General features: G+C 67.4%; 23 protein-coding genes. 20 read left to right on the forward strand and 3 right to left on the reverse strand.

The window, feature by feature from the left end; translation table 11 throughout:
- The first annotated feature begins 3 nt into the window (after positions 1–3).
- Positions 4–948, forward strand: a complete 945-nt coding sequence (locus tag ACZ5BH_RS07695) for a UbiA family prenyltransferase (protein ID WP_464888676.1) — start codon at positions 4–6, stop codon at positions 946–948.
- A gap of 111 nt (positions 949–1,059) precedes the next feature.
- Here the strand turns inward: ACZ5BH_RS07695 and ACZ5BH_RS07700 are convergent, their stop codons facing one another.
- Positions 1,060–1,476: an FHA domain-containing protein gene (locus tag ACZ5BH_RS07700; protein ID WP_464888677.1), complete on the reverse strand. Its 417-nt coding sequence runs from the start codon at positions 1,474–1,476 to the stop codon at positions 1,060–1,062.
- Positions 1,477–1,741: 265 nt separating this feature from the next.
- Here ACZ5BH_RS07700 and ccmA point away from each other — a divergent pair, with 265 nt between their 5' ends.
- The 16 genes from ccmA (at position 1,742) to ACZ5BH_RS07780 (ending at position 15,134) form a co-directional block, all read left to right on the forward strand.
- Entirely contained in the window at positions 1,742–2,377 is a 636-nt protein-coding gene (ccmA, locus tag ACZ5BH_RS07705) for a cytochrome c biogenesis heme-transporting ATPase CcmA (RefSeq protein ID WP_464888678.1), read from the forward strand.
- Entirely contained in the window at positions 2,370–3,038 is a 669-nt protein-coding gene (gene ccmB / locus ACZ5BH_RS07710; protein WP_464888679.1) for a heme exporter protein CcmB, read from the forward strand. The genes ccmA and ccmB overlap by 8 nt, the downstream gene beginning before the upstream one ends.
- A 25-nt stretch (positions 3,039–3,063) precedes the next feature.
- Positions 3,064–3,813 carry a heme ABC transporter permease gene (locus ACZ5BH_RS07715; RefSeq protein ID WP_464888680.1) on the forward strand — a complete coding sequence of 250 codons (750 nt, stop codon included), beginning with the start codon at positions 3,064–3,066 and terminating at the stop codon, positions 3,811–3,813.
- On the forward strand, positions 3,810–3,983 hold the full coding sequence (gene ccmD / locus ACZ5BH_RS07720; protein ID WP_464888681.1) for a heme exporter protein CcmD: 174 nt from the start codon (positions 3,810–3,812) through the stop codon (positions 3,981–3,983). The genes ACZ5BH_RS07715 and ccmD overlap by 4 nt, the downstream gene beginning before the upstream one ends.
- Positions 3,980–4,438, forward strand: coding sequence for a cytochrome c maturation protein CcmE (gene ccmE / locus ACZ5BH_RS07725; protein ID WP_464888682.1), 459 nt, complete (start codon positions 3,980–3,982; stop codon positions 4,436–4,438). Before ccmD ends, ccmE begins: the two co-directional genes overlap by 4 nt.
- Positions 4,435–6,411: a heme lyase CcmF/NrfE family subunit gene (locus ACZ5BH_RS07730; protein ID WP_464888683.1), complete on the forward strand. Its 1,977-nt coding sequence runs from the start codon at positions 4,435–4,437 to the stop codon at positions 6,409–6,411. Before ccmE ends, ACZ5BH_RS07730 begins: the two co-directional genes overlap by 4 nt.
- A 1-nt stretch (position 6,412) precedes the next feature.
- Positions 6,413–6,946, forward strand: a complete 534-nt coding sequence (locus tag ACZ5BH_RS07735) for a DsbE family thiol:disulfide interchange protein (protein WP_464888684.1) — start codon at positions 6,413–6,415, stop codon at positions 6,944–6,946.
- Positions 6,943–7,413: a cytochrome c-type biogenesis protein gene (locus ACZ5BH_RS07740; RefSeq protein WP_464888685.1), complete on the forward strand. Its 471-nt coding sequence runs from the start codon at positions 6,943–6,945 to the stop codon at positions 7,411–7,413. The genes ACZ5BH_RS07735 and ACZ5BH_RS07740 overlap by 4 nt, the downstream gene beginning before the upstream one ends.
- Entirely contained in the window at positions 7,410–8,660 is a 1,251-nt protein-coding gene (gene ccmI / locus ACZ5BH_RS07745) for a c-type cytochrome biogenesis protein CcmI (RefSeq protein WP_464888686.1), read from the forward strand. Before ACZ5BH_RS07740 ends, ccmI begins: the two co-directional genes overlap by 4 nt.
- 243 nt (positions 8,661–8,903) lie before the next feature.
- Positions 8,904–9,431, forward strand: coding sequence for a ferredoxin-type protein NapF (napF, locus tag ACZ5BH_RS07750; protein WP_464888687.1), 528 nt, complete (start codon positions 8,904–8,906; stop codon positions 9,429–9,431).
- The gene (locus ACZ5BH_RS07755; RefSeq protein ID WP_464888688.1) at positions 9,428–9,736 is read left to right on the forward strand and encodes a chaperone NapD; all 309 of its coding nucleotides are present in this window, start codon (positions 9,428–9,430) and stop codon (positions 9,734–9,736) included. Before napF ends, ACZ5BH_RS07755 begins: the two co-directional genes overlap by 4 nt.
- Entirely contained in the window at positions 9,733–12,240 is a 2,508-nt protein-coding gene (gene napA / locus ACZ5BH_RS07760) for a nitrate reductase catalytic subunit NapA (RefSeq protein WP_464888689.1), read from the forward strand. The genes ACZ5BH_RS07755 and napA overlap by 4 nt, the downstream gene beginning before the upstream one ends.
- A gap of 14 nt (positions 12,241–12,254) precedes the next feature.
- Positions 12,255–13,106 carry a ferredoxin-type protein NapG gene (napG, locus tag ACZ5BH_RS07765; protein WP_464888690.1) on the forward strand — a complete coding sequence of 284 codons (852 nt, stop codon included), beginning with the start codon at positions 12,255–12,257 and terminating at the stop codon, positions 13,104–13,106.
- Positions 13,103–14,002: a quinol dehydrogenase ferredoxin subunit NapH gene (gene napH / locus ACZ5BH_RS07770; protein ID WP_464888691.1), complete on the forward strand. Its 900-nt coding sequence runs from the start codon at positions 13,103–13,105 to the stop codon at positions 14,000–14,002. Before napG ends, napH begins: the two co-directional genes overlap by 4 nt.
- Positions 13,999–14,466: a nitrate reductase cytochrome c-type subunit gene (locus tag ACZ5BH_RS07775; RefSeq protein WP_464888692.1), complete on the forward strand. Its 468-nt coding sequence runs from the start codon at positions 13,999–14,001 to the stop codon at positions 14,464–14,466. Before napH ends, ACZ5BH_RS07775 begins: the two co-directional genes overlap by 4 nt.
- A gap of 44 nt (positions 14,467–14,510) precedes the next feature.
- Positions 14,511–15,134, forward strand: coding sequence for a NapC/NirT family cytochrome c (locus ACZ5BH_RS07780; RefSeq protein ID WP_464888693.1), 624 nt, complete (start codon positions 14,511–14,513; stop codon positions 15,132–15,134).
- 184 nt (positions 15,135–15,318) lie between these two features.
- On the opposite strand, the gene ACZ5BH_RS07785 is transcribed toward ACZ5BH_RS07780, so the two are convergent.
- Both ACZ5BH_RS07785 and ACZ5BH_RS07790 read right to left on the reverse strand, forming a co-directional pair.
- Positions 15,319–17,568 (reverse strand): putative bifunctional diguanylate cyclase/phosphodiesterase, encoded by a 2,250-nt coding sequence (locus ACZ5BH_RS07785; protein ID WP_464888694.1) that lies wholly within the window; start codon positions 17,566–17,568, stop codon positions 15,319–15,321.
- A complete protein-coding gene (locus tag ACZ5BH_RS07790; protein ID WP_464888695.1) occupies positions 17,565–18,452 on the reverse strand; it encodes an alpha/beta hydrolase in 888 nt (295 codons plus the stop codon). Before ACZ5BH_RS07790 ends, ACZ5BH_RS07785 begins: the two co-directional genes overlap by 4 nt.
- Positions 18,453–18,582: 130 nt before the next feature.
- On the opposite strand from ACZ5BH_RS07790, the gene ACZ5BH_RS07795 reads away from it, so the two are divergent.
- Genes ACZ5BH_RS07795 through ubiU form a run of 3 tightly spaced genes read left to right on the forward strand, consistent with a single transcriptional unit; the run spans position 18,583 to position 21,165 of the window.
- Entirely contained in the window at positions 18,583–19,227 is a 645-nt protein-coding gene (locus tag ACZ5BH_RS07795; protein ID WP_464888696.1) for a TatD family nuclease-associated radical SAM protein, read from the forward strand.
- On the forward strand, positions 19,227–20,159 hold the full coding sequence (mnmL, locus tag ACZ5BH_RS07800) for a tRNA modification radical SAM protein MnmL/YtqA (protein ID WP_464888697.1): 933 nt from the start codon (positions 19,227–19,229) through the stop codon (positions 20,157–20,159). Before ACZ5BH_RS07795 ends, mnmL begins: the two co-directional genes overlap by 1 nt.
- Positions 20,160–20,169: 10 nt before the next feature.
- Positions 20,170–21,165 carry a ubiquinone anaerobic biosynthesis protein UbiU gene (ubiU, locus tag ACZ5BH_RS07805; RefSeq protein ID WP_464891207.1) on the forward strand — a complete coding sequence of 332 codons (996 nt, stop codon included), beginning with the start codon at positions 20,170–20,172 and terminating at the stop codon, positions 21,163–21,165.
- Positions 21,166–21,176 lie beyond the last annotated feature (11 nt).

Below are 21,176 nucleotides of genomic sequence, written 5' to 3' on the forward strand. Positions count from 1 at the left end.
GCCATGCCCGTTGCCGAACCGACGCTCGACCGCTTTCCCAACCCGCTGGCCGCCTACGTCGCCGCCACCCGGCCGCCCTTCATCCTGGCGTCCGTGGTGCCCATCCTGCTGGGCCTGGCCTGGGTGGCCTGGCGCGGCCACGCCATCGAACCGCTCAGCGCCGCGCTGACGGTCCTGGCCGGCGTGCTGCTGCATGCGGCCATCAACGTCCTCAACGACTACTACGACGATCTCAACGGCACCGACGCCGTCAACGAGGAGCGGATCTTCCCCTTCACCGGCGGCAGCCGCTTCATCCAGAACGGCGTGCTCAGCCGGCGCCAGATGCTGCGTTTCGGCCTGCTGTTGCTGTTGGGGGTCGTGGCCATCGGCCTGTGGCTCATCCATCGCACCGGCCCGGAGCTGCTGTGGCTGGGCCTGCTGGGCGTGTTCCTGGGCTGGGGCTACTCGGCGCCGCCCCTGAGCCTCAACGGCCGGGGCCTGGGCGAGCTGGCCGTCCTCACCGGCTTCAGCCTCCTGCCCCTGGGCGCGGCCCTGGTGCAGACCGGCGAGCTGAACTGGCCGCTGGTGCTGGTCTCCCTGCCGGTGGGCCTGCTCACCGCCAACCTGCTCTACATCAACCAGTTCCCGGATCGCAAGGCCGACATCCAGGCCGGCAAGCTGCACTGGGTGGCCCGCCTCGCACCGCGCACCGCCCGCTGGGGCTACGTGCTCATCGCCACCCTGGCCTGGGGGATCTTCCTGGCCCTGGTGGCCACCGGCCGCCTGCCGCTGCTGGCCCTCATCGCCCTGCCCCCGGCCGTGCTCAGCCTGCGCGCCGCCCGCATCCTCCTCGCCCACCCCGAGGAACCGCAAAGGCTCGCCCCCGCCATCCCCATGACCATTCTCGCCATGCTCACCCACGGCGCCCTGTTGTCGCTGGCGCTGGTGATCGATGTGTTGATGTGAAGGGAAAAGAGAAAAGAGAAAAGTGAAAAGGGGAGGCGAATCTTACGAGAGGTGCGCAATTCGGAACGAAGTCGGCTCCCAGCCACCCGTCCCCCGCGACCCGCTACCCGTCTAGCGCAGCGTACTCAGACGGCGGCTGAAATAGAGGCGGTCCCGGGAGCCGCTTTCGAATTCGAGGGTGTCTTCCTCGCCCTTCAGGCCGGGAAAGGTCTCGTGCTCGGCGCGCACGAAGCGGAACATGCTCTGGCCGATGTGGATGATGTCGTCGTTCTGCAGCAGGCAGAGGGTGATCTTCTCGCGGTTGACGTAGGTGTGGTTGGTGCTGCCCAGATCGCGCAGGAAGAAATCCACCTCGCCGGGCCGGTCGGTGCTCGGCTTGACCTCGAGGACCGCATGTTCCTTGGAGGCGTAGCTGTCGGTCACGCAGATGTCGTTGCGCTGGGCGTTGCGCCCGATGCGGATCTGCGGTTTCTCGATCTTCAGCCGGATGGAGGGAATGCCGTTTGCGTATTGAACCAGTTCAGCCATTGACCTCACCTCGAGATGCTTCCGTTGGCCCGTTCAGAGCCCGATTTTGCCCCATTCGGCGCAAAACCGGTAGGGCTACGCAAAGTATCGACACGGCGGATGAAAGTTCAAGGAAAAAAGCGGCAAAATGCGATGCAAATCCGGTTTTGCCCCTACTCGTGATAAGGTTTGCAGTGGCAGGGGTTTTCCGCTAGCCTGCCTGACCTGATGAACCCCCACCATCCACCAGTTCCGGCCGCCGTGCCCGCCCTGCCCGTCGCCCCTCATGCTCGAAGTCGTTGATCTGGAATGTGTCCGAGGCGACCGCCGCCTGTTCTCGGGGCTCGGCTTCCGCCTGGAGGCCGGCGAGCTGCTGCATCTGCAGGGCCACAACGGCTCGGGCAAGACCACCCTGATGCGCATGATCTGCGGCCTGATCGCGCCGGCGGCCGGCGAGGTGCGCTGGCGCGGCGAGGACATCCGCCGCCAGCGGGAGGCCTATCACCGCGAGCTGGTCTATGCCGGCCACAAGAGCGCCATCAAGGGGGATCTGACCGGGGTCGAGAACCTGCGCATTGCCTGCCGCCTGGCCGGGGTGCCGGTCACCGAAAAGGCGGCGTGGGCGGCCCTGGAACGCATGGGCCTGCGCGGCCACGAGGATCTGCCGTCCCGGGTCCTCTCTCAGGGACAGAAGAAGCGGGTGGCCCTGGCCCGCCTGCTGCTCAACCGGGCGCCCCTGTGGGTGCTGGACGAGCCCTTCACGGCCCTGGACAGGGCGGCGGTGGCCTTCCTCGAACAGGTGATCCGCGAGCACCTGGCCGAGGGCGGGCTGGTGGTGCTCACCACCCACCAGGCCGTGCCCCTCACCGAAGGCCGGGTCAAGACCCTGAAACTGGGCTGGAAGCGGGAAGGCGATGTTTGACGCCATGCTGATCCTCATTCGCCGGGATCTGACCCTGGCCATGCGCCGGCGCTCCGACGTGCTCACCACCCTGTTCTTCTTCGTCATCGTGGTCAGCCTGTTTCCGCTGGGCATCGGCCCTGAACTCGAGACGCTGCGCCAGATTGCGCCCGGCGTGTTCTGGGTGGCCGCCCTGCTGGCTTCCATGCTGGCCCTGGAAAAGCTCTTCGCCAGCGATTTCGACGACGGCACCCTGGAGCAGATGCTGCTGGCCCCCGAGCCGGTCTTCGTGCTGGTGCTGGGCAAGGTGCTGGCCCACTGGCTGATCACCGGCCTGCCGCTGGTGCTGCTCGCGCCCCTGCTTGGGTTACAATATGACCTGCCCGGTGAAACTTTACAGGTGCTGGTGCTGTCTCTGTTGCTGGGCACGCCGGCACTGAGCCTGATCGGTGCCATCGGTGCGGCCCTCACGCTGGGTCTGCGGGGTGGGGGCGTGCTGATCTCCCTGCTGGTTCTGCCCCTGTACATTCCGGTGCTGATCTTCGGTGCCGGGGCGGTGGAAGCCAACGCCTCGGGACTGGGGGCGGCCGGCCACCTCTACATGATGGGGGCCATCCTGCTGCTGGCGCTGGTCGCCGCGCCCCTGGCCACGGCCGCGGCATTGCGGATTTCGGCCGAATGAATGGCCCAATGACAAAAGGTTTCGCGTGAGTTCCCGACTGGTCAACTGGTTCCACTTCGCTTCACCGGCAACCTTCTATCCCCTGGCGGGCCGACTGGTGCCCGTGTTCGCCGTGCTGGCGGTGATCCTGATCGGCGTCGGCCTCTACCTGAGCTTCTTCGTCGCGCCCACCGACTACAAGCAGGGCGAGGGCTACCGGATCATCTTCGTGCACGTGCCGGCGGCCTGGATGTCCATGTTCATCTATCTGGTGATGGCCTTCTGGGCGGCGCTGGGGCTGATCTTCAACACCCGCCTGTCGATGATGATGGCCCAGGCCCTGGCGCCCACCGGCGCCCTGTTCACCTTCCTGGCCCTGTGGACCGGCGCCTTCTGGGGCAAGCCCATGTGGGGCACCTGGTGGGTGTGGGACGCGCGCCTGACCTCGGAGCTGATCCTGCTGTTCCTGTATATCGGTTACATCGCCCTGCAGGGCGCCATCGACGATACCCGCCGCGCCGATCGCGCCGGGGCCATCCTGCTGCTGGTGGGGGTGGTCAACATCCCCATCATCTACTTCTCGGTGAAGTGGTGGAACACCCTGCACCAGGGCGCCTCGGTGAGCATGCAGGGCGACGTGCGCATGGCCACCACCATGCTCTGGACCATGCTGATCATGGCCCTCGGCTTCTGGGCCTATTCCATCGCCGTGGCCCTCAAGCGGGTGCGCTGCATCATCCTGGAGCGGGAGCGCGATGCCGCCTGGGTGACGAAACTGCCGGAGGTGCAGGCATGAGCTGGTCCGAGTTCTGGCACATGGGCGGCTACGCCCTCTACGTCTGGCCCTCCTTCGGCGTCACGGCCCTGCTGATGATCGCCGAACCCCTGTTGCTCGGCGGCCGCTGCCGCGAGGCACGCCGGCGCATCGCCCGGCTGCGGCGGCTCCAACAAGAGGAAACCCGATGAAAGCCCGTCACAAACGTCTTGCCTTCCTGCTCGTGGGGCTGGGGATCCTGGCCGCCGCGGCGGTGCTGGTCTTCCAGGCCCTGGGCAGCAACATGTCCTATTTCTTCTCGCCCACCGAAGTGCTCGAGGGCAAGGCGCCGAAGGATCACGTGTTCCGCCTCGGTGGCCTGGTCAAGCCCGGCAGCCTGCAGCGCGGCCAGGAACTGACCGCCACCTTCGTGATCACCGACAACCACAAGGACGTGACGGTGCGCTACACCGGCATCCTGCCGGATCTGTTCGCCGAGGGGCAGGGGGCCATCGCCCAGGGCCGGCTCGATGCCAACGGCGTGTTCATCGCCGACGAGGTGCTGGCCAAGCACGATGAGAACTACATGCCGCCCGAAGTGGCCGAGGCCCTGGAAAAGGGGCACCAGCGCGGCAAGGCGCAGATGCAGGAGGCGCAAACCCCATGATCCCCGAACTCGGTCATTTCGCCCTGATCCTGGCCCTGTGCCTGTCGCTGGTGCAGGCCACGGTGCCGCTGCTCGGCAGCCTCTTCCGCCAGCCGGCCTGGATGGCCACGGCCCGCCCCGTGGCCTTCGGCCAGCTGCTGTTCATGCTGCTGGCCTTCGCCGCCCTCACCTGGAGCTTCGTGGTCAATGACTTCTCGGTGCTGTACGTGGCCAGCAACTCCAACTCCGCGCTGCCCCTGATCTACCGGATCTCCGCCGTGTGGGGCGCTCACGAGGGCTCGCTGCTGCTGTGGGCCACCATCCTCTCGCTGTGGACCGGGGCAGTGCTGATCTTCTCCCGCAGCCTCACCGCCGAAATGCTCGCCAGGGTGGTTTCGGTGCTGGGCATGATCAGCATCGGCTTTTTGCTGTTCATGCTGCTCACCTCCAACCCCTTCGAGCGCCTGCTGCCGGCGGCCGCCGACGGGCGGGATCTGAACCCGCTGCTGCAGGACCCGGGCCTGGCCATCCATCCGCCCATGCTCTACATGGGCTACGTGGGCTTCGCCGTGCCCTTCGCCTTCGCCGTGGCGGCCATGATCGGCGGCCAGCTGGATGCGGCCTGGGCCCGCTGGTCGCGGCCCTGGACCGACATCGCCTGGATGTTCCTGACCCTGGGCATCGCCCTCGGCAGCTGGTGGGCCTACTACGAGCTGGGCTGGGGCGGCTGGTGGTTCTGGGACCCGGTGGAGAACGCTTCCTTCATGCCCTGGCTGGTGGGCACTGCCCTGCTGCATTCGCTGGCGGTGACCGAGAAGCGCAACGTGTTCAAGGCCTGGACCGTGCTGCTGGCCATCTTCACCTTCTCGCTGAGCCTGCTGGGCACCTTCCTGGTGCGTTCCGGGGTGTTGACCTCGGTGCACGCCTTCGCCACCGATCCGGCCCGGGGCGTGTTCATCCTGATCTTCCTGGCCATCGTGGTGGGCGGCTCCCTGGCGCTGTATGCCTGGCGCGCGCCGCGGATCCGCAGCTCGGGCCGCTTTGCCCTGGTCTCCCGGGAGTCCGCCCTGCTGCTGAACAACGTGCTGCTGGTGGTGGCGGCCGCCAGCATCCTGCTCGGCACCCTCTATCCGCTGATCATCGACGCCCTGGGGATCGGCAAGATTTCCGTCGGCCCGCCCTACTTCAACAGCGTGTTCGTGCCCCTCACCGCGCCGCTGGCGGCCCTGCTGGGCTTCGGCGTACTGGCCCGCTGGAAGCAGGATCGTTTCGGCCGCCTGTTCCGGCTGCTGCGCTGGCCCCTGGTGGCGGCCTTCGTGCTCGGCCTCGGCTGGGCCTGGCTGATGGCCCCGTTCAGGGTTGGTGCCGCGGTCGGCCTGGTGCTGGCCCTGTGGGTGACCGCCGCCAGCCTGTTCGCCCTGTGGCAGCGGGTGGCCGGCAAGCCCGCGCCGCTTTCGGCCCTGGCCACGGTGCCGCGCGGCTTCTGGGGCATGACCCTCGGCCATGTGGGCGTGGGCGTGTTCATCGTCGGCATCACCCTCACCAGCCTCTACAGCACCGAGGAAGACGTGCGCCTGGCGCCGGGACAGAGCTACAGCATGAACGGCTATACCTTCACCTTCGAAGGCGTCCAGCACACGGAAGGCCCCAATTTCGTCGCCGATCAGGGCACGGTGGTGATCACCCGCGACGGCCGGACCGTGGCCACCCTGCATCCGCAGAAGCGCATCTACCGCGTGCAGCGCATGCCCATGACCGAGGCCGGCATCGACGCCGGCCTGAAGCGGGATCTGTTCGTGGCCCTGGGCGAGCCGCTGGGCCAGGACGGCAGCTGGAGCCTGCGCCTGTACGTCAAGCCCTATATCCGCTGGATCTGGCTGGGGGCCCTGATCATGGCCCTCGGCGGCCTGCTGGCGGCCACCGACCGGCGTTACCGCCTGGCCCGCCGGGCCGAGGCGAAACTGCCGGCCGGCGCGGCGGCGGGGGTGGCGTAGGATGTGGCGCTATCTGCTTCCCCTGGGCCTGTTCGTCGGGCTGGTGGCCCTGCTGGCGGTGGGGCTGAACCTCAATCCCCGCGAGGTGCCTTCGCCCTTCATCGGCAAGCCGGCGCCCCAGTTCACCCTGCCGCGCCTGCACCGGCCCGAGGCCACGGTCAGCCCGGCCGATTTCCGCGGCCAGGTATGGCTGCTCAACGTGTGGGCCTCCTGGTGCGTGTCGTGCCGGGCCGAACACCCGGTGCTCAATGCCCTGGCGCGGCGCCAGGAAGTGATCCTGGTGGGCCTCAACTACAAGGATCAGCGCAACGATGCCCTGCAGTGGCTGGCCGAGCGGGGCGATCCCTATACCGTCACCGCGGTGGACGCCGACGGCCGGGCGGGCATCGACTGGGGCGTGTACGGCGTGCCCGAAACCTTCGTCATCGACAAGCGCGGCATCATCCGCCTCAAGCACACGGGGCCGGTGACCCGCGAGGTGCTGCGCGACGAGATTCTCCCCCTGATCCGCAAACTGAAGAAGGAACCGGCATGAAACGACTGACGACCGCCCTGCTGGCGCTGTGGCTGGGACTGACCCCGGTGTTTGCGGCCATCGAGGTGCACCAGTTCAAGACGCCGGAGGAGGAGCAGCGTTACAAGTCCCTGATCGCGGAGCTGCGCTGCCTGGTCTGTCAGAACCAGAACCTGGCCGACTCCAACGCCGATCTGGCCAGGGATCTGCGCGAGCAGGTCTACGAGATGATCCGCAGCGGCGCCACCGATCAGGAAATCGTCGACTACATGGTCAACCGCTACGGCGACTTCGTGCTCTACCGCCCGCCCTTCAAGTCCACCACCGCGGCGCTGTGGATCGGGCCCTTCGTGATCCTGGCCGTGGGCGTGCTGGTGGTGGCCGTATACGTGCGCCGCCGCCGTCGCGAGCCGCCGGCCGTCACCGATGAAGCCGAACTGGATCGCGCCCGCCAACTCCTCAACGACGACGAGACGAAACCCTCATGACCCTTTTCTGGATCCTGGCCGCGGCGATGCTGATCGTCGCCATCGGCCTGCTCATTCCTCCCCTGTTCGGCCGCCGGGCCCTCCACGATCAGGACCGCCGGGCTCAGAACGTGGCCATCGCCCGCGAGCGCCTGAAGGAACTGGAGGCCGAGCACGCCAGCGGCAATCTCGACGATCAGGCGCTGGCCCAGGCCCGCCGGGAACTGGAAGAGGCCCTGGCCGACGACGTGGCCGGCGGGCAGGAGGCGGCGGCGCCGGCCGGTCCCCGCCGCAGTCCGCTCATGCTGGGCATCGTGGCCGTCCTGGTGCCCCTGCTGGCCGTCGGCCTGTACCTGAAACTGGGCAACCCCGAGGCCCTCAATCCCGAGGCCGCCGTGGCCGGTCCCGTTGCCCAGGGCCACGGCGGCAAGCAGATGAGCCTGCCCGAGATGGCCAGGGGGCTGGAAGCCAAACTCGCCGAGCAGCCCGACAACGCCCAGGGCTGGTATCTGCTCGGCCGCACCTATCTGCAGATGCGCCGTTTCGCCGATGCCGCGCGGGCCTTCGAGAAGCTGCATGCCCTGGTGGGCGACGAGCCCGGCGTGCTCTTGCCCTGGGCCGATGCCATCGCCATGCAGCAGGGCGGCAAGGTGACCGGCAAGGCCTTCGAGCTGGTCCAGCGGGTGCTGGAAATCAATCCGCACGAGCCCACGGCCCTGTGGCTGGCCGGCATGGCCCATGAGCAGCAGGGCGATCACGAACAGGCGGTGCGGCACTGGAAACGGCTGCTGCCGCAACTGGAAAACGATCCCGAGTCCCGCAAGGAGGTGGAAGCCCTGATCGCCCGGGCCGAAACGGCGCTGGGCCATCCCGTGGAAGTCGATGCCGCGGCCGTGGCCAGGGCGCCGGCCGCGGGCGGCGGCGCGCGCCTGACCGTGACCGTGGAACTGGATCCGGCCCTAAAGGATCGGGTGCGAGCTGACGATACGGTATTCGTGTTTGCCCGCGCCCTCAGCGGCCCGCCCATGCCGCTGGCGGTGGTGCGCAAGCAGGCGAAGGATCTGCCGCTGACCGTGGTGCTCGACGACACCATGGCCATGATGCCGCAGATGAAACTCTCCAGTTTCCCGGAGGTTCGGATTGAGGCACGCGTATCCCGTTCGGGCAATGCCCTGCCGCAAAGCGGCGATCTGGAAGGGGAAGTGGCCCCGGTCAGGAGCGATCGCCGCAAGCCGCTCACCGTGCGCATCGACAAGGTCGTGCCCTGAGCGGCGGTTGCCGTGTTTCACCGGGTGCGCCCCTGGCGCGGCGCACCGTCTCCCGCCTCCCCGGCGCGGCCTTGCGCCATTCCCCTGCCCCTGCGCCGAACCCCGCCTGATCCGCCGCCGACGCTGGCAGAAAAAACAGAAGCAAAACAGTCGGTTATTTTACCCCATCCGAATATTCGAATTGACTCAAGTCAATGCGGACGGCAGGGTTATTTCGCATGCTGGCGGCAAACGAGGGCCACGATGAACGCACACGTCAGCCGATCCCAGTTCCTGCGCGGTGATCCCACCGGACGGCATCCGGTCATCCGCCCGCCGTGGGCGATCGGGGAGTCGGCCTTCGTCGACTACTGCACCCGTTGCGAAGACTGCCTGCGGGCCTGCCCCGAAGGGATCCTGATCCGCGGGCGCGGCGGCTTTCCCGAAGTGGACTTCCGCCGCGGGGAATGCACCTTCTGTCATGCCTGTGCCGAGGCCTGCCGTCCCGGCGTGATCGCCGATCAGGCCCAGCGCCAGGCCTGGTCGCTGGCCCCGCAGATCGATCCCGCGGCCTGCCTGGCCTGGCAGGGCGTGGTCTGTCTCACCTGTCAGGAACAGTGCGAGGCGGCGGCCATCGTGTTGCGGCCCCGCCCCGGCGGCGTCATGCGCCCGGCGGTCGAGCCGGCGGCCTGCACCGGCTGCGGCGCCTGCGTGCGGCCCTGTCCCGGCCAGGCCATCGGCCTGCGCCGCCGTATCCCCGATTCATCCCCCAGCGAGGAGGTTCATGCATGAACATCAGTGGCGTACTGGTCCACGCCCGCCCCGAAAAGGCCGAGGAAGTCGCCCGCCGGCTGGAAGCCCTGCCCGGCGTCGAAGTGCACGCGATCTCCGCGGAGGGACGGCTGGTGGTGACCGTGGAAGAAGCCGAAACCCGCATGCTGGCCGACAAGGTGGTGCAGGTGCAGGACGTGCCTGGCGTCATCTCGGCGGCGATGATCTATCACCATTACGAAGCAGACGAGAACACCGAATCGGCGTGGGACCCGGTGCCGGCGGTGTTGCGCACGGAATCCGGAAATGAGGAGGCCTCAAAATGAAAATGAACCGTCGTGACTTTATCAAGACCAATGCCATCGCCGCCACGGCGGCCGCGGCCGGGGTGAGCGTGCCGGGCATCAGCCAGGCGATGTCCAAGGAGGAGATCAAGATCCGCTGGGACAAGGCGCCGTGCCGGTTCTGCGGCACCGGCTGTTCGGTGCTGGTGGGCACCAAGAACGGCCGGGTGGTGGCCACCCAGGGGGATCCGGACGCGCCGGTCAATCGCGGGCTCAACTGCATCAAGGGCTACTTCCTTTCCAAGATCATGTACGGCAAGGACCGGCTCACCCAGCCCCTGCTGCGCATGAAGAACGGCAAGTTCGACAAGAACGGCGAGTTCACGCCCATCACCTGGGACCAGGCCTTCGACATCATGGCCGAGAAGTGGAAGGAGACCCTGAAGAAGAAGGGGCCCACGGCGGTCGGCATGTTCGGCTCCGGGCAGTGGACCGTGTGGGAAGGTTATGCGGCTTCCAAGCTCTACAAGGCCGGCTTCCGTTCCAACAACATCGATCCCAATGCCCGTCACTGCATGGCCTCGGCGGTGGGCGCCTTCATCCGCGGTTTCGGTTCCGACGAGCCCATGGGCTGCTACGACGATCTGGAGCACGCCGACGTGTTCGTGCTCTGGGGCTCCAACATGGCCGAGATGCACCCCATTCTCTGGTCGCGCCTGTCCGACACGCGCCTGACCAAGCCGGGCTCCGAGGTGCACGTGCTGTCCACCTTCCGCAACCGCTGCTTCGATCTGGCCGACAACGGCATGGTCTTCAAGCCGCAGACGGATCTGGCGATCCTCAATTTCATTGCCAACTACATCATCCAGAACAAGGCCTACAACAAGGACTTCATCGGCAAGCACGTCAACTTCACCAAGACGGTCACCGACATCGGCTACGGCCTGCGGCCTGAACATCCGCTGGAGAAGAAGGCCAAGAACCCCGGCAAGGGCAAGCTCTCGAAGATCAGCTTCGAGGAATACGCCAAATCGGTGGAGCCCTACACCCTGGAATACGTCTCCGAGCTGTCGGGCGTGCCCAAGGCGCAGCTGCTCAAGCTGGCCAAGGTCTATGCGGATCCGAAGAAGAAGGTTGCTTCCTACTGGACCATGGGCTTCAACCAGCACACCCGTGGCGTGTGGGTCAACGGCCTGCTGTACAACGTGCACCTGCTGATGGGCAAGATCTCCGAGCCGGGCAACAGCCCCTTCTCGCTCACCGGCCAGCCCTCGGCCTGCGGCACGGCCCGCGAGGTGGGCACCTTCGCCCATCGCCTGCCGGCGGATCTGGTGGTCAAGAAGAAGGCCCACCGCGACTTCGCCGAGAAGATCTGGAAGCTGCCGGAAGGCACCATCCCGGCCAAGCCCGGTTACCATGCCGTGCTGCAGAACCGCATGCTCAAGGACGGCAAGCTCAACGCCTACTGGGTGATGTGCAACAACAACATGCAGGCAGCGGCCAACCTGAACGAGGAGACCTACCCGGGCTATCGCAATCCCGAGAACTTCATCGTGGTCTCCGATCCCTATCCCACCGTCACCGCCCAGGCGGCGGATCTGATCCTGCCCACGGCCATGTGGACGGAGAAGGAAGGCGCCTACGGCAACGCCGAGCGGCGCACCCAGTTCTGGCGCCAGCAGGTCAAGGCGCCGGGCGAGGCCAAGTCGGATCTGTGGCAGATCATGGAGTTCTCCAAGCGCTTCAAGGTCGAGGAGGTCTGGCCCGAGGAGCTGATCGCCAAGAAGCCCGAATACCGGGGCAAGACGCTGTATGAAATCCTCTTCCGCAACGGCCAGGTGGACAAGTATCCGAAGCAACCGGTCACCGACGATCGCGGCAACGTCTACGACAACGACGAGATGGAGCACTTCGGCTTCTACGTGCAGAAGGGGTTGTTCGAGGAATACCGCCTGTTCGGCACCCAAGGGCCGAAGAAGGGCCACAACCTCGGCGAGTTCGACCAGTACCACAAGGTGCGCGGCATGCGCTGGCCGGTGGTCAACGGCAAGGAGACGCTGTGGCGCTATCGCGAAGGGTACGATCCCTTCGTCAAGCCCGGCGAGGGGGTGAAGTTCTACGGCAAGCCCGACGGGCGCGCCAACATCATCTTCGCGCCCTACGAGCCGCCTGCCGAGAGCCCGGATGCCGAATACGATCTGTGGCTGTCCACGGGGCGGGTGCTGGAGCACTGGCATTCGGGCTCCATGACCCGGCGCGTGCCCGAGCTGTACCGGGCCTTCCCCGACGCGGTGGTGTTCATGCATCCCGACGATGCCCGTGCCCGGGGCCTGCGCAGGGGCATGATGGCCAAGGTCGTCAGCCGCCGCGGCGAGATCGAGGTGCAGGTGGAGACCCGGGGCCGCAACCGGCCGCCCAGGGGGCTGGTGTTCATTCCCTGGTTCGACGCCGGCCGCCTGGTTAACAAGCTGACCCTCGACGCCACCGATCCCCTGTCCAAGGAGACGGACTACAAGAAGTGCGCCGTGAAGGTCGTCAAGGTCTGAGGAGCGTCTGAGCCGTGGCCCGCGCCTCCGCCCGCAAGCTGTCCCGCCGCCGCTTCTTGGTCGATACGGCCAGGACGGTGAGCGGCGTGGCCCTGTTCGGGCTGGGCGTGGGCTTGTACGCGAAGCGCAGCGAGTCGCTGCCGGCCACGGCCATCCGCCCGCCGGGCGCCGGCGCCGAGGGGGACTTCCTCGGCGCCTGCATCCGCTGCGGCCTGTGCGTGCGGGACTGCCCCTACGACACCCTCAAGCTGGCCTTGCCCGAGGAGCCGGTGGCCACCGGCACGCCGTTCTTCGAGGCGCGCAAGATCCCCTGCGAGATGTGCGAGGACATCCCCTGCGTCAGGGCCTGTCCCACCGGCGCGCTGGACAAGAACCTCACCGACATCGACCAGGCGCGCATGGGCCTGGCGGTGCTCATCGATCAGGAGAACTGCCTGAACTTCCTGGGCCTGCGCTGTGACGTGTGCTACCGGGTTTGCCCGCTGATCGACAAGGCCATCACCCTCGAGCCGCGGCACAACGTGCGCAGTGGCATGCACGCCCTGTTCATCCCGGTGGTGCATTCGGAGGCCTGCACCGGGTGCGGCAAGTGCGAGCATGCCTGTGTGCTGGATCAGGCCGCCATCAAGGTGCTGCCGGACCGGCTGGCCAAGGGCGAACTGGGGCGCCACTACCGGGTGGGCTGGAAGGAGAAGCAGCGCGCCGGTGGTTCGCTGGTCACGCCCGACACGGAACACCGCTACAACCTGCCCGAAGGCATGGAGTACGACTACGAAGGGCAGGGCCTGAAGCGCAAGGGCGCCGACACGCCGTTCCCCGACAATCCCCTCGACAGTCTCAACCGCAAGTCGGGAGGCCGGCCATGAGCCCCCTGCATCCGGGCCGTGAGGCGGTGCTGGCCAAGGGCTGGTGGCGGGCCCACAAGTGGCTGCTGCTGCGCCGCACGAGCCAGTTCGGCATTCTGGCCCTGTTTCTGGCCGGGCCCTGGTTCGGCTGGTGGATCGTCAAGGGCAACCTGGCGTCCAGCCTCACCCTGGACGTGCTGCCCCTGACCGATCCTTACGTGCTGCTGCAGTCCTTCCTGGCCGGGCATGCCGTGGCCGCCACGGCGCTGCTCGGCGCGGCCATCGTCACGGTCTTCTATCTGCTGGTGGGCGGACGGGTGTACTGTTCCTGGGTCTGTCCCCTGAATCTGGTGACCGACGCGGCGGCCTGGCTGCGGCGGCGCCTGAACATCAAGGGCAGCGCGCGCATGAGCCGCCAGACCCGCTACTGGGTGCTCGGGCTGACCTTCCTGCTGGCCCTGCTGACCGGAACCCTCGCCTGGGAGGTGGTCAATCCCGTCTCCATGTTCCACCGCGGACTGATCTTCGGCCTGGGCTTCGCCTGGGCCATCGTCCTCGGCGTGTTCCTGTTCGACCTGTTCGTGCTGCGCCAGGGCTGGTGCGGCCACGTCTGTCCGGTCGGGGCCTTCTACGGCCTGCTGACGGTGCCGAGCCTCGTGCGGGTGTCGGCCGCGCAGCGGGAGAAGTGCGACGACTGCATGGACTGCTTCGCGGTGTGTCCCGAACCGCAGGTCATCCGCCCGGCGCTGAGAGGCGCCGAACAGGGGATCGGGCCGGTGATTCGTTCGCCCCAGTGTACCAATTGCGGGCGCTGCATCGATGTCTGCGCCCTCGACGTGTTCCGCTTTGCCACGCGGTTCCATTCCGCCACCAAACCACACATTCGGCTTGCCCAAAATAAGGAGGTCTCATCATGAAGACGTTACGCCTGGTTGGTATCGGCCTGCTGGCCTTCGGTCTGCTGCACGGCGCGCCGGCGCTGGCCGAACACGATGCTGGGGCGAAGGTCCAGTCCCTGCGCGGTCACGTGCCCCTGGAGGAGGAGTCGGTCAGGACCATGCCCAAGAAGTGGATCAAGGACGACGTGCCCTTCGAGCGCGACTACGTGCAGCAGCCGCCGCTGATTCCCCATTCCATCAAGGGCTACAAGATCAACAAGAAGTTCAACAAGTGCCTCACCTGTCACAGCTGGGCCAACTACCGCGAGTCGGGAGCCACCAAGATCAGCCAGACCCACTTCAAGGATCGCGAGAACAATGTGCTGGCCAATGTGGCGCCACGGCGCTATTTCTGCACCCAGTGCCACGTGCCCCAGGCCAATGCCAAGCCGCTGGTGGAAAACACCTTCAAGCCGGTCAAGGCCCTGAAGGCCGAGGACTAGACACTTCGCCCATTCGCAACGCAAACCAAGAGCGAGACTGAGTCATGAGCCATCAGTACAACGAACCGCGGGGAATGTTCGCGCGCCTGTGGGCTACGCTGAAGAAACCTTCGGTGAAATACTCCATGGGGGCCCTGCTGGGAGGCGGATTCGTCGCCGGGATCCTTTTCTGGGGCGGTTTCAACACCGCCCTGGAACTGACCAACACGGAAACCTTCTGCATCAGCTGTCACGAGATGCGCGACAACGTGTACCAGGAATACAAGGACACCATCCACTACAGCAACCGGACCGGCGTGCGGGCCACCTGTCCCGATTGCCATGTGCCCAAGGACTGGACCCACAAGATGATCCGCAAGATCCAGGCTTCCAACGAGTTGCTGCACAAGGTGCTCGGCACCATCGACACGCCAGAGAAGTTCGAGGCCAAGCGCCTGGAGCTGGCCCGTCACGTGTGGAAGACCATGAAGGAGACCGACTCGCGGGAGTGCCGCAACTGCCACGACTTCGAGTCCATGGACTACACGGAACAGACCCCGCGCGCCATGCGCAACCACGAGAAGGGCCTGACCTCGGGCAAGACCTGCATCGACTGCCACAAGGGCATCGCCCACTCGCTGCCGGCCATCTACGAGGAAGACCCGAGCGCCGCCTTCAAGGTGGATTGAGCGACCTCCACGCCGCCGCCGGTCCGCCCGGCGGCTTCTCCTCCGCATGGGCCCTTCGGGGCCCTTTTTTTAGGGGCGAGGGACGAGACAGCGTAGGCCGGCTCAAGCGAAGCGGAGCCGGCAAAAACGGGGCTACCGAAATGTCGGCTCCGCTTCGCTTGAGCCGACCTACGTCTGAGTCGACCTACGTCCGAGCAATCATCGGCGCTTGGCTCTCCCATTTTGCGCCAATGGCGCGCTGCGGTTTGCCGAGGAAATACCCCTGGGCATGGGTGGCGCCCATGCGGTAGACCAGCTCGAGGGTGGCCTGGTCCTCGATGCCCTCGGCCACCAGATCGTAGCCGGCTTCGCGGATCAGGCGGGCGACGTGTTCGACGATGAGGCGGCTGCGCTGCGATTCGTGCAGGGACTGGATCATGGTGATGTCGAACTTGACGATGTCCACCGGCATGTTGGCCAGGTAGCGCAGGGAGGAGTAGCCGCTGCCGAAGTCGTCGAGGGCGATGCGGAAGCCCCGGTCCTGCAGTTTCTCCAGATTCAGGGTGGCCAGTTGCAGTTGCGAGATCAGCGAGGTTTCGGTGATCTCGAGCACGATCTTGTAGCGCGCCAGGTGAGGGAGAAGCCCCTCCAGCCAGTGCGCGAGGCGCAGGTTCACCAGGCTCGCGGCCGAGAGGTTGATGGCCACGCCACTGCCGGCCGGCAGGTGGCCGGCGGCGAGGTCCGCCGCCACGGCGGCGATCACGGCCTGGTCGAAGTCGGCATCCAGGCCGTGCCGCTCGATGATGGGAAAGATGTCGCCGGGAAAGATCCGTTCGCCGTCCGGGCCGCGCAGGCGGATCAGGGCCTCGAAATAGTCGGGCGTTGCCGCACCCCGGGCGAACACGGGCTGGTAGTGCAGTTCCAGGTTCTCGCGCTTCTCCACCGCGGCCAGTACGGCGGCCACCTTGTGGCTGGAGAGGATGGCGGCATCGCCGCGCATGGATTCGCGATACATGCAGATGGGCGTGCGCTGTTTCTTGGCGTGGTACATGGCCAGATCCGCCTGGCGCGGCAGTTCCCGCAGCGCGGCCGCGCCGGCTTCCGGGGTGATGGCGATGCCGATGCTGATGCCCACCGGTTCGCGGATGCCGAACTCCTCGAAGGGATGGGCCGCCACCGCCGCGCGGCAGCGTTCGGCCACCTGGGTGACGGCCGCCTCGTCGGTGTTGAGGACGATGGTGGCGAACTCGTCGCCCCCCAGGCGGTAGAGCTTGTCGCCCCGGCGCAGGGTCTGCTGCAGGCGCAGGGCGATGGCGGCGATCACCCGGTCGCCCACCTCGTGACCGTAGGTGTCGTTGATGGTCTTGAAGTGGTCGCAGTCGAACAGCAGGAAGGCCACGGTCATGCGCTGATCCTCGAGCAGGCCGATCAGGTGCTGCCAGTCCTCGTCGAAGGCCAGCCGGTTCCAGGCGCCGGTGAGGTGATCGCGGTGGGCGAGGCGGTGCAGCTCGGTGTTCTGGGCGTCGAGCCGGCGCTGGGCCTGGTCGAGCGCCTGCTGGTAGTGCTGCAGGGAGTCCCGCAGGGTCGTGAACTCCCGCAGCGGCAGGTCGTCGAGGGGAATGGCGCCGCCGGTGGGCAGGCGCCCGTCGCTGAGGCCGTCGACGTAGTGCACCAGCTGGCGCAGTGGGCGCGAGACGAAACGCTGAAGCAGCAGATAGAGCAGCCCCAGCAGGCCGGCCAGCAGCAGGGTGAATTGCACCAGATTCCACTTGAGCAGGGTTTCGAGGGGACTGGCGCGCACCGGGATCAGCGGCTGGAAGTCGATCCTGGCGAAGGCGGCCGCCGGACGGAGCAGGGGCTGGGCGAAGGCCTGCACGTGCAGCGATCCCGCCTGCACATGGGTGAACTGGTGGCTGTCACGCATCGCCTCGAGCATGTCCACGGCCAGCCCCACGTAGCCGAGCGGCCTGTCCGGGGCCTCGCTGGCGGTCACCGGCGCGAAATGCAGGTGCAGCAGCCGTCCGTCACGGTATTCGAACAGGCTCGTCGGTTCCGGCAGGTGGTGGGGCAGCAGGGCGTCGGCACGGCGCAGCAGGGTGCGGCCTTGCGTGTCGTAGAGGTCGAAGTCGTGAACGTAGCCCGGCAGTTCCCGGCTGCTGGGCAGGCGGTTGTTGCGCCAGTAGTGGTAGTAGGCCGGCAGGCGCAGCTGCTGGGCCACTTCCTCCCAGCGGGCCAGGCGGGTGGCGAGGCGGTGGACGGCCTGGTGGGTCTGGGCGAAGGCGGTGCGCAGATCGGCGTGGGCCTCGGCGCGGCGCTCGGCTTCGGCGGTGGCGCGGATCTCGTCGATCCGGAAGATCAGATTGATCCCCAGGGCGAGGAACACCAGCACCGCCGCGCCCAGGTAGAGCCAGAGCAGCCCCTGCAGGGTCAGCGGACCGCGGACGCCCGGTTTCATTCCGTCACCCGCTCCAGGTGCCGCAGGATGGCGTCGCCGAGTTCGAATTCGTGCTCGGCGTCGAAGAAGTGGCTGGCACCGGGAATGATGTCCAGACGGGCGCCATTGAGGCGCAGGACCCGCTTCCAGTGGGCGTCGAAACGCCGGTCGGCGCCGCCCATGATGATCTGCACCGGAACCGGGGCCTCGCGCAGGGCGGCCAGCACCCGCACCGCATCCCAGCGCAGATAGGAGAGCCAGGTCGAGGGCGGCGCCACGTAGTTGCCCTGGCAATAGCCGAGATGGAAGCGCCGGGGCCGGGTGTGGCCGCGGCGCAGCGCCTCGCGGGCCTCGCGCCGCTGGCGCCGCAGTTGCGCGGGCGGGTTGAAACTGCCGGCGTAGGAGAGGCTGGTGGCGATCAGCAGTCGCACCCGGGGATGGCCGTGGTCCGCCAGCCAGGCCAGCAGTTCCAGGCTGCCCCAGGAGTGGCCGATCAGCACGATGGGGCCGCGGTGGCGTGCGGCCAGCCAGCGGATCCAGTGGCCGATTTCGGCCAGATCCTGCGCCAGGGTCTGGGTGTGGATGGCATCACAGGCGAGACTGGTCTGGCGGCCGTCGATCCCCAGGGTGAGCGTGGGTGCCAGGATCGGGTTGCCGTTGTCCGCCAGGGTTTCGACGATGTTCTGCACCGTGGCGAAACGGTGGGTGGAGAGAAAGCCGTGCAAGACCAGCACGGCCGGTTTGCCGGGCTCGCCCGGGCGATAGTCGGCCACCGCCATCAGCCCCGAGGGCATGCGCTGGCGCACCGGTTCGCTCCACCCGGCCAGGGGCAGGCAGAGCAGCAGAAACAGACAGAGCAGGCGCGCCGCGCCGGGCATGGGTGTTCTCCGGAAGATGTCAGGCATGCCCTGGCAATATCGGCCAGCAGAACGCCTGACTTGAGCGGCATGGCCCGACCCTGATCCAGGTCAACATCCCGGATTTTCCCCGGCATTACAGTATGCGCTTCTTGTCCGGCCACAGGGGGATCCCGGTTTGCCAGAGACCCAGATGCAGCGCCAGACCGAGCGTGTGGCAGATCCCGAGGTCATCGCCTACCGCCTGCACGGCAACGGCTATCTGAACCTCACCAGCCGCTGCACCCTGCGCTGCCGGTTCTGCCCCAAGTTCAACCGGCAATGGACGGTGCAGGGCTACCTGCTGCGCCTGCACCAGGAGCCGGACGTGAATGCGCTCCTGGCGGCGCTGGGCGATCCGCGCGACTATCACGAGGTGGTGTTCTGCGGCCTCGGCGAGCCGACCCTGCGGCTCGACACCCTGCTGGAGACGGCGGCGGCGCTGCGCGCCCGGGGCGCCCGGCGCATCCGGGTCAACACCGACGGCCTGGCCAACCTGCGCGAAGGGCGCGACGTGACACCGGAACTGGCCCGCCATGTGGACGCCCTGTCCATCTCCCTCAATGCCCAGAACGAAGCCCTCTACGACGAACACTGCCGGCCGCCGGCGCCCGGCGCCTGGCCGGAGCTGCTGGAGTTCATCCTCTGCGCCCGCGAGCAGATCGCCGATATCACCCTCACCGCCATCGACGGCCTGCCGGGGGTGGACATCACTGCCTGCGCCGATCTGGCCAACCGTTTCAACGTCAAATTCCGCCGCCGGGTGCTGGACGAGGTGGGCTGATGCGCCTGTCGGACGTGGTCTACACCTTCGGCCAGTATCTGCTCGCCCGCCACGGCGAGCGGGTGCACAAGCTGGCCATCGACGCGGCCTTCACCTGCCCCAACCGCGACGGCAGCAAGGGCCGCGGCGGCTGCACCTTCTGCAACAACGTCTCCTTCAGCCCCCACGGCCGCCAGCCGGCGCCGGTGGCCGAACAGCTCGAGGCCGGCCGCGCGGTGCTGGCGAAGCGCACCGGTGCGCGCAAGTTCCTGGCCTACTTCCAGGCCTACACCAATACCTATGCCGACGTGGAAACCCTGCGTGCGCTCTACGACCAGGCCCTGGCCACGCCCGGCGTCATCGGCCTGTCGGTGGGCACCCGCCCCGACTGCGTGCCGCCGGCGGTGCTGGACCTGCTGGCCGGTTATCGGGATCAGGGCTACGAGGTGTGGCTGGAGCTGGGCCTGCAGTCGTCCTTCGACGCCACCCTGGCGCGGGTCAACCGCGGCCACGGCTTCGCCGAATACCGCCAGGCGGTGCGCGCCGCGAGGCGTCTGGGCCTGCCCGTGTGCACCCATCTGATCCTGGGCCTGCCCGGCGAGACGGGCTGGCATCACCGGCTCACCCTGGAGCGGGTGCTGGCCGAGGGGGTGGACGGCCTCAAGCTCCATCCCCTGCACGTGGTCAAGGGCACCCGCCTGGCCAATGAATGGCGGCGGGGGCAATACCGCCCCCTCGAACGGGCGGCCTACATCCGCGAGGTGGCCGATCTGGTGGAGCGCACCCCGCCCGGCATCGTCTTTCATCGTCTGACCGGCACCGCCGGCGAGTCCATCCTGCTCGCTCCCGGCTGGTGCCGCGAGAAGTGGCGCGTCCTCAACGGCATCACCGCCGAACTCTGCCGGCGCGGCAGCCGTCAGGGGCACTACTACAGGAGTCTGGTTCATGCCTGAAACACAGCGAATGCAACTGGTCTGTCCCGCCGGCAGCCTGCCGGCCCTCAAGGCCGCGGTGGACAACGGCGCCGATGCGGTCTATCTCGGTTTCCGCGACGCCACCAACGCGCGCAACTTTCCCGGCCTGAACTTCGACGAGGCGGAGATCGTGCGGGCCCGGGAATACGCCCATGCCCGCGGCGCCCGCGTGCTGCTGGCGCTGAACACCTATCCCCAGCCCGAGGGCTGGTCGCGCTGGACGGCGGCCGTGGATCGGGCCGCCGAGCTGGGGCTGGACGCGGTGATCATGGCCGATCCGGGGCTGCTGAAATACGCCGCCAGGCACCACCCGGATCTGCGCCTGCACCTGTCGGTGCAGGGCTCGGCCACCAACCGCCACGCCATCGCCTTCTATCACGAGGTGTTCGGCATCCGCCAGGTGGTGCTGCCGCGGGTGCTGTCCCTGAACCAGGTGCGGGCGGTGGTGGAGTCGAGCCCGGTGGACGTGGAGGTGTTCGGCTTCGGCAGCCTGTGCATCATGGTCGAGGGACGCTGCGCCCTGTCGTCCTACATCACCGGCGAGTCGCCCAACACCTGCGGCGTCTGCTCGCCGGCGAAAGCCGTGCGCTGGGAGGAGACGCCCGCCGGCCGTCAGTCGCGCCTCGGCGGCGTGCTCATTGACCGCTACCGCGAGGGCGAGGCGGCCGGTTATCCGACCCTGTGCAAGGGCCGTTTCGAGGTGGCCGGCAACGTCTTCTACGCCATGGAGGAGCCCACCTCCCTGAACATTCTCGACATCCTGCCGGCGCTGATGAAGATCGGCGTGGCCGCCGTGAAGGTGGAAGGGCGGCAGCGCTCGCCGGCCTACGTGGGCCAGGTGACGAAGGTGATGCGCGCGGCCATCGACGCCTGCGCCGCCGATCCCGACGGCTACCGGCCCAGCCCCGAATGGCTGGCGAATCTGAATCGCCACGCGGAAGGCCACAGCCACACCCTCGGCGCCCTGCACCGGTCCTGGCAATGACGGAGGCGGCC

The sequence above is a fragment of the Thioprofundum lithotrophicum genome (genome assembly GCF_055387065.1).

What these genes read in the sequence shown, in the direction of transcription:
- ACZ5BH_RS07740 (WP_464888685.1), top strand. Translation starts at nt 6,943, where the DNA reads ATGAAACGACTGACGACCGCCCTGCTGGCGCTGTGGCTGGGACTGACC.
- napA (WP_464888689.1), top strand. Translation starts at nt 9,733, where the DNA reads ATGAAAATGAACCGTCGTGACTTTATCAAGACCAATGCCATCGCCGCC.
- ACZ5BH_RS07785 (WP_464888694.1), bottom strand. Translation starts at nt 17,568, where the DNA reads ATGAAACCGGGCGTCCGCGGTCCGCTGACCCTGCAGGGGCTGCTCTGG.
- ACZ5BH_RS07695 (WP_464888676.1), top strand. Translation starts at nt 4, where the DNA reads ATGCCCGTTGCCGAACCGACGCTCGACCGCTTTCCCAACCCGCTGGCC.
- ccmB (WP_464888679.1), top strand. Translation starts at nt 2,370, where the DNA reads ATGTTTGACGCCATGCTGATCCTCATTCGCCGGGATCTGACCCTGGCC.
- ubiU (WP_464891207.1), top strand. Translation starts at nt 20,170, where the DNA reads ATGCAACTGGTCTGTCCCGCCGGCAGCCTGCCGGCCCTCAAGGCCGCG.
- mnmL (WP_464888697.1), top strand. Translation starts at nt 19,227, where the DNA reads ATGCGCCTGTCGGACGTGGTCTACACCTTCGGCCAGTATCTGCTCGCC.
- ACZ5BH_RS07730 (WP_464888683.1), top strand. Translation starts at nt 4,435, where the DNA reads ATGATCCCCGAACTCGGTCATTTCGCCCTGATCCTGGCCCTGTGCCTG.
- ACZ5BH_RS07700 (WP_464888677.1), bottom strand. Translation starts at nt 1,476, where the DNA reads ATGGCTGAACTGGTTCAATACGCAAACGGCATTCCCTCCATCCGGCTG.
- ACZ5BH_RS07735 (WP_464888684.1), top strand. Translation starts at nt 6,413, where the DNA reads ATGTGGCGCTATCTGCTTCCCCTGGGCCTGTTCGTCGGGCTGGTGGCC.
- ccmE (WP_464888682.1), top strand. Translation starts at nt 3,980, where the DNA reads ATGAAAGCCCGTCACAAACGTCTTGCCTTCCTGCTCGTGGGGCTGGGG.
- ccmI (WP_464888686.1), top strand. Translation starts at nt 7,410, where the DNA reads ATGACCCTTTTCTGGATCCTGGCCGCGGCGATGCTGATCGTCGCCATC.
- ACZ5BH_RS07780 (WP_464888693.1), top strand. Translation starts at nt 14,511, where the DNA reads ATGAGCCATCAGTACAACGAACCGCGGGGAATGTTCGCGCGCCTGTGG.
- ccmD (WP_464888681.1), top strand. Translation starts at nt 3,810, where the DNA reads ATGAGCTGGTCCGAGTTCTGGCACATGGGCGGCTACGCCCTCTACGTC.
- napF (WP_464888687.1), top strand. Translation starts at nt 8,904, where the DNA reads ATGAACGCACACGTCAGCCGATCCCAGTTCCTGCGCGGTGATCCCACC.
- ACZ5BH_RS07790 (WP_464888695.1), bottom strand. Translation starts at nt 18,452, where the DNA reads ATGCCTGACATCTTCCGGAGAACACCCATGCCCGGCGCGGCGCGCCTG.
- ACZ5BH_RS07775 (WP_464888692.1), top strand. Translation starts at nt 13,999, where the DNA reads ATGAAGACGTTACGCCTGGTTGGTATCGGCCTGCTGGCCTTCGGTCTG.
- ccmA (WP_464888678.1), top strand. Translation starts at nt 1,742, where the DNA reads ATGCTCGAAGTCGTTGATCTGGAATGTGTCCGAGGCGACCGCCGCCTG.
- napH (WP_464888691.1), top strand. Translation starts at nt 13,103, where the DNA reads ATGAGCCCCCTGCATCCGGGCCGTGAGGCGGTGCTGGCCAAGGGCTGG.
- ACZ5BH_RS07755 (WP_464888688.1), top strand. Translation starts at nt 9,428, where the DNA reads ATGAACATCAGTGGCGTACTGGTCCACGCCCGCCCCGAAAAGGCCGAG.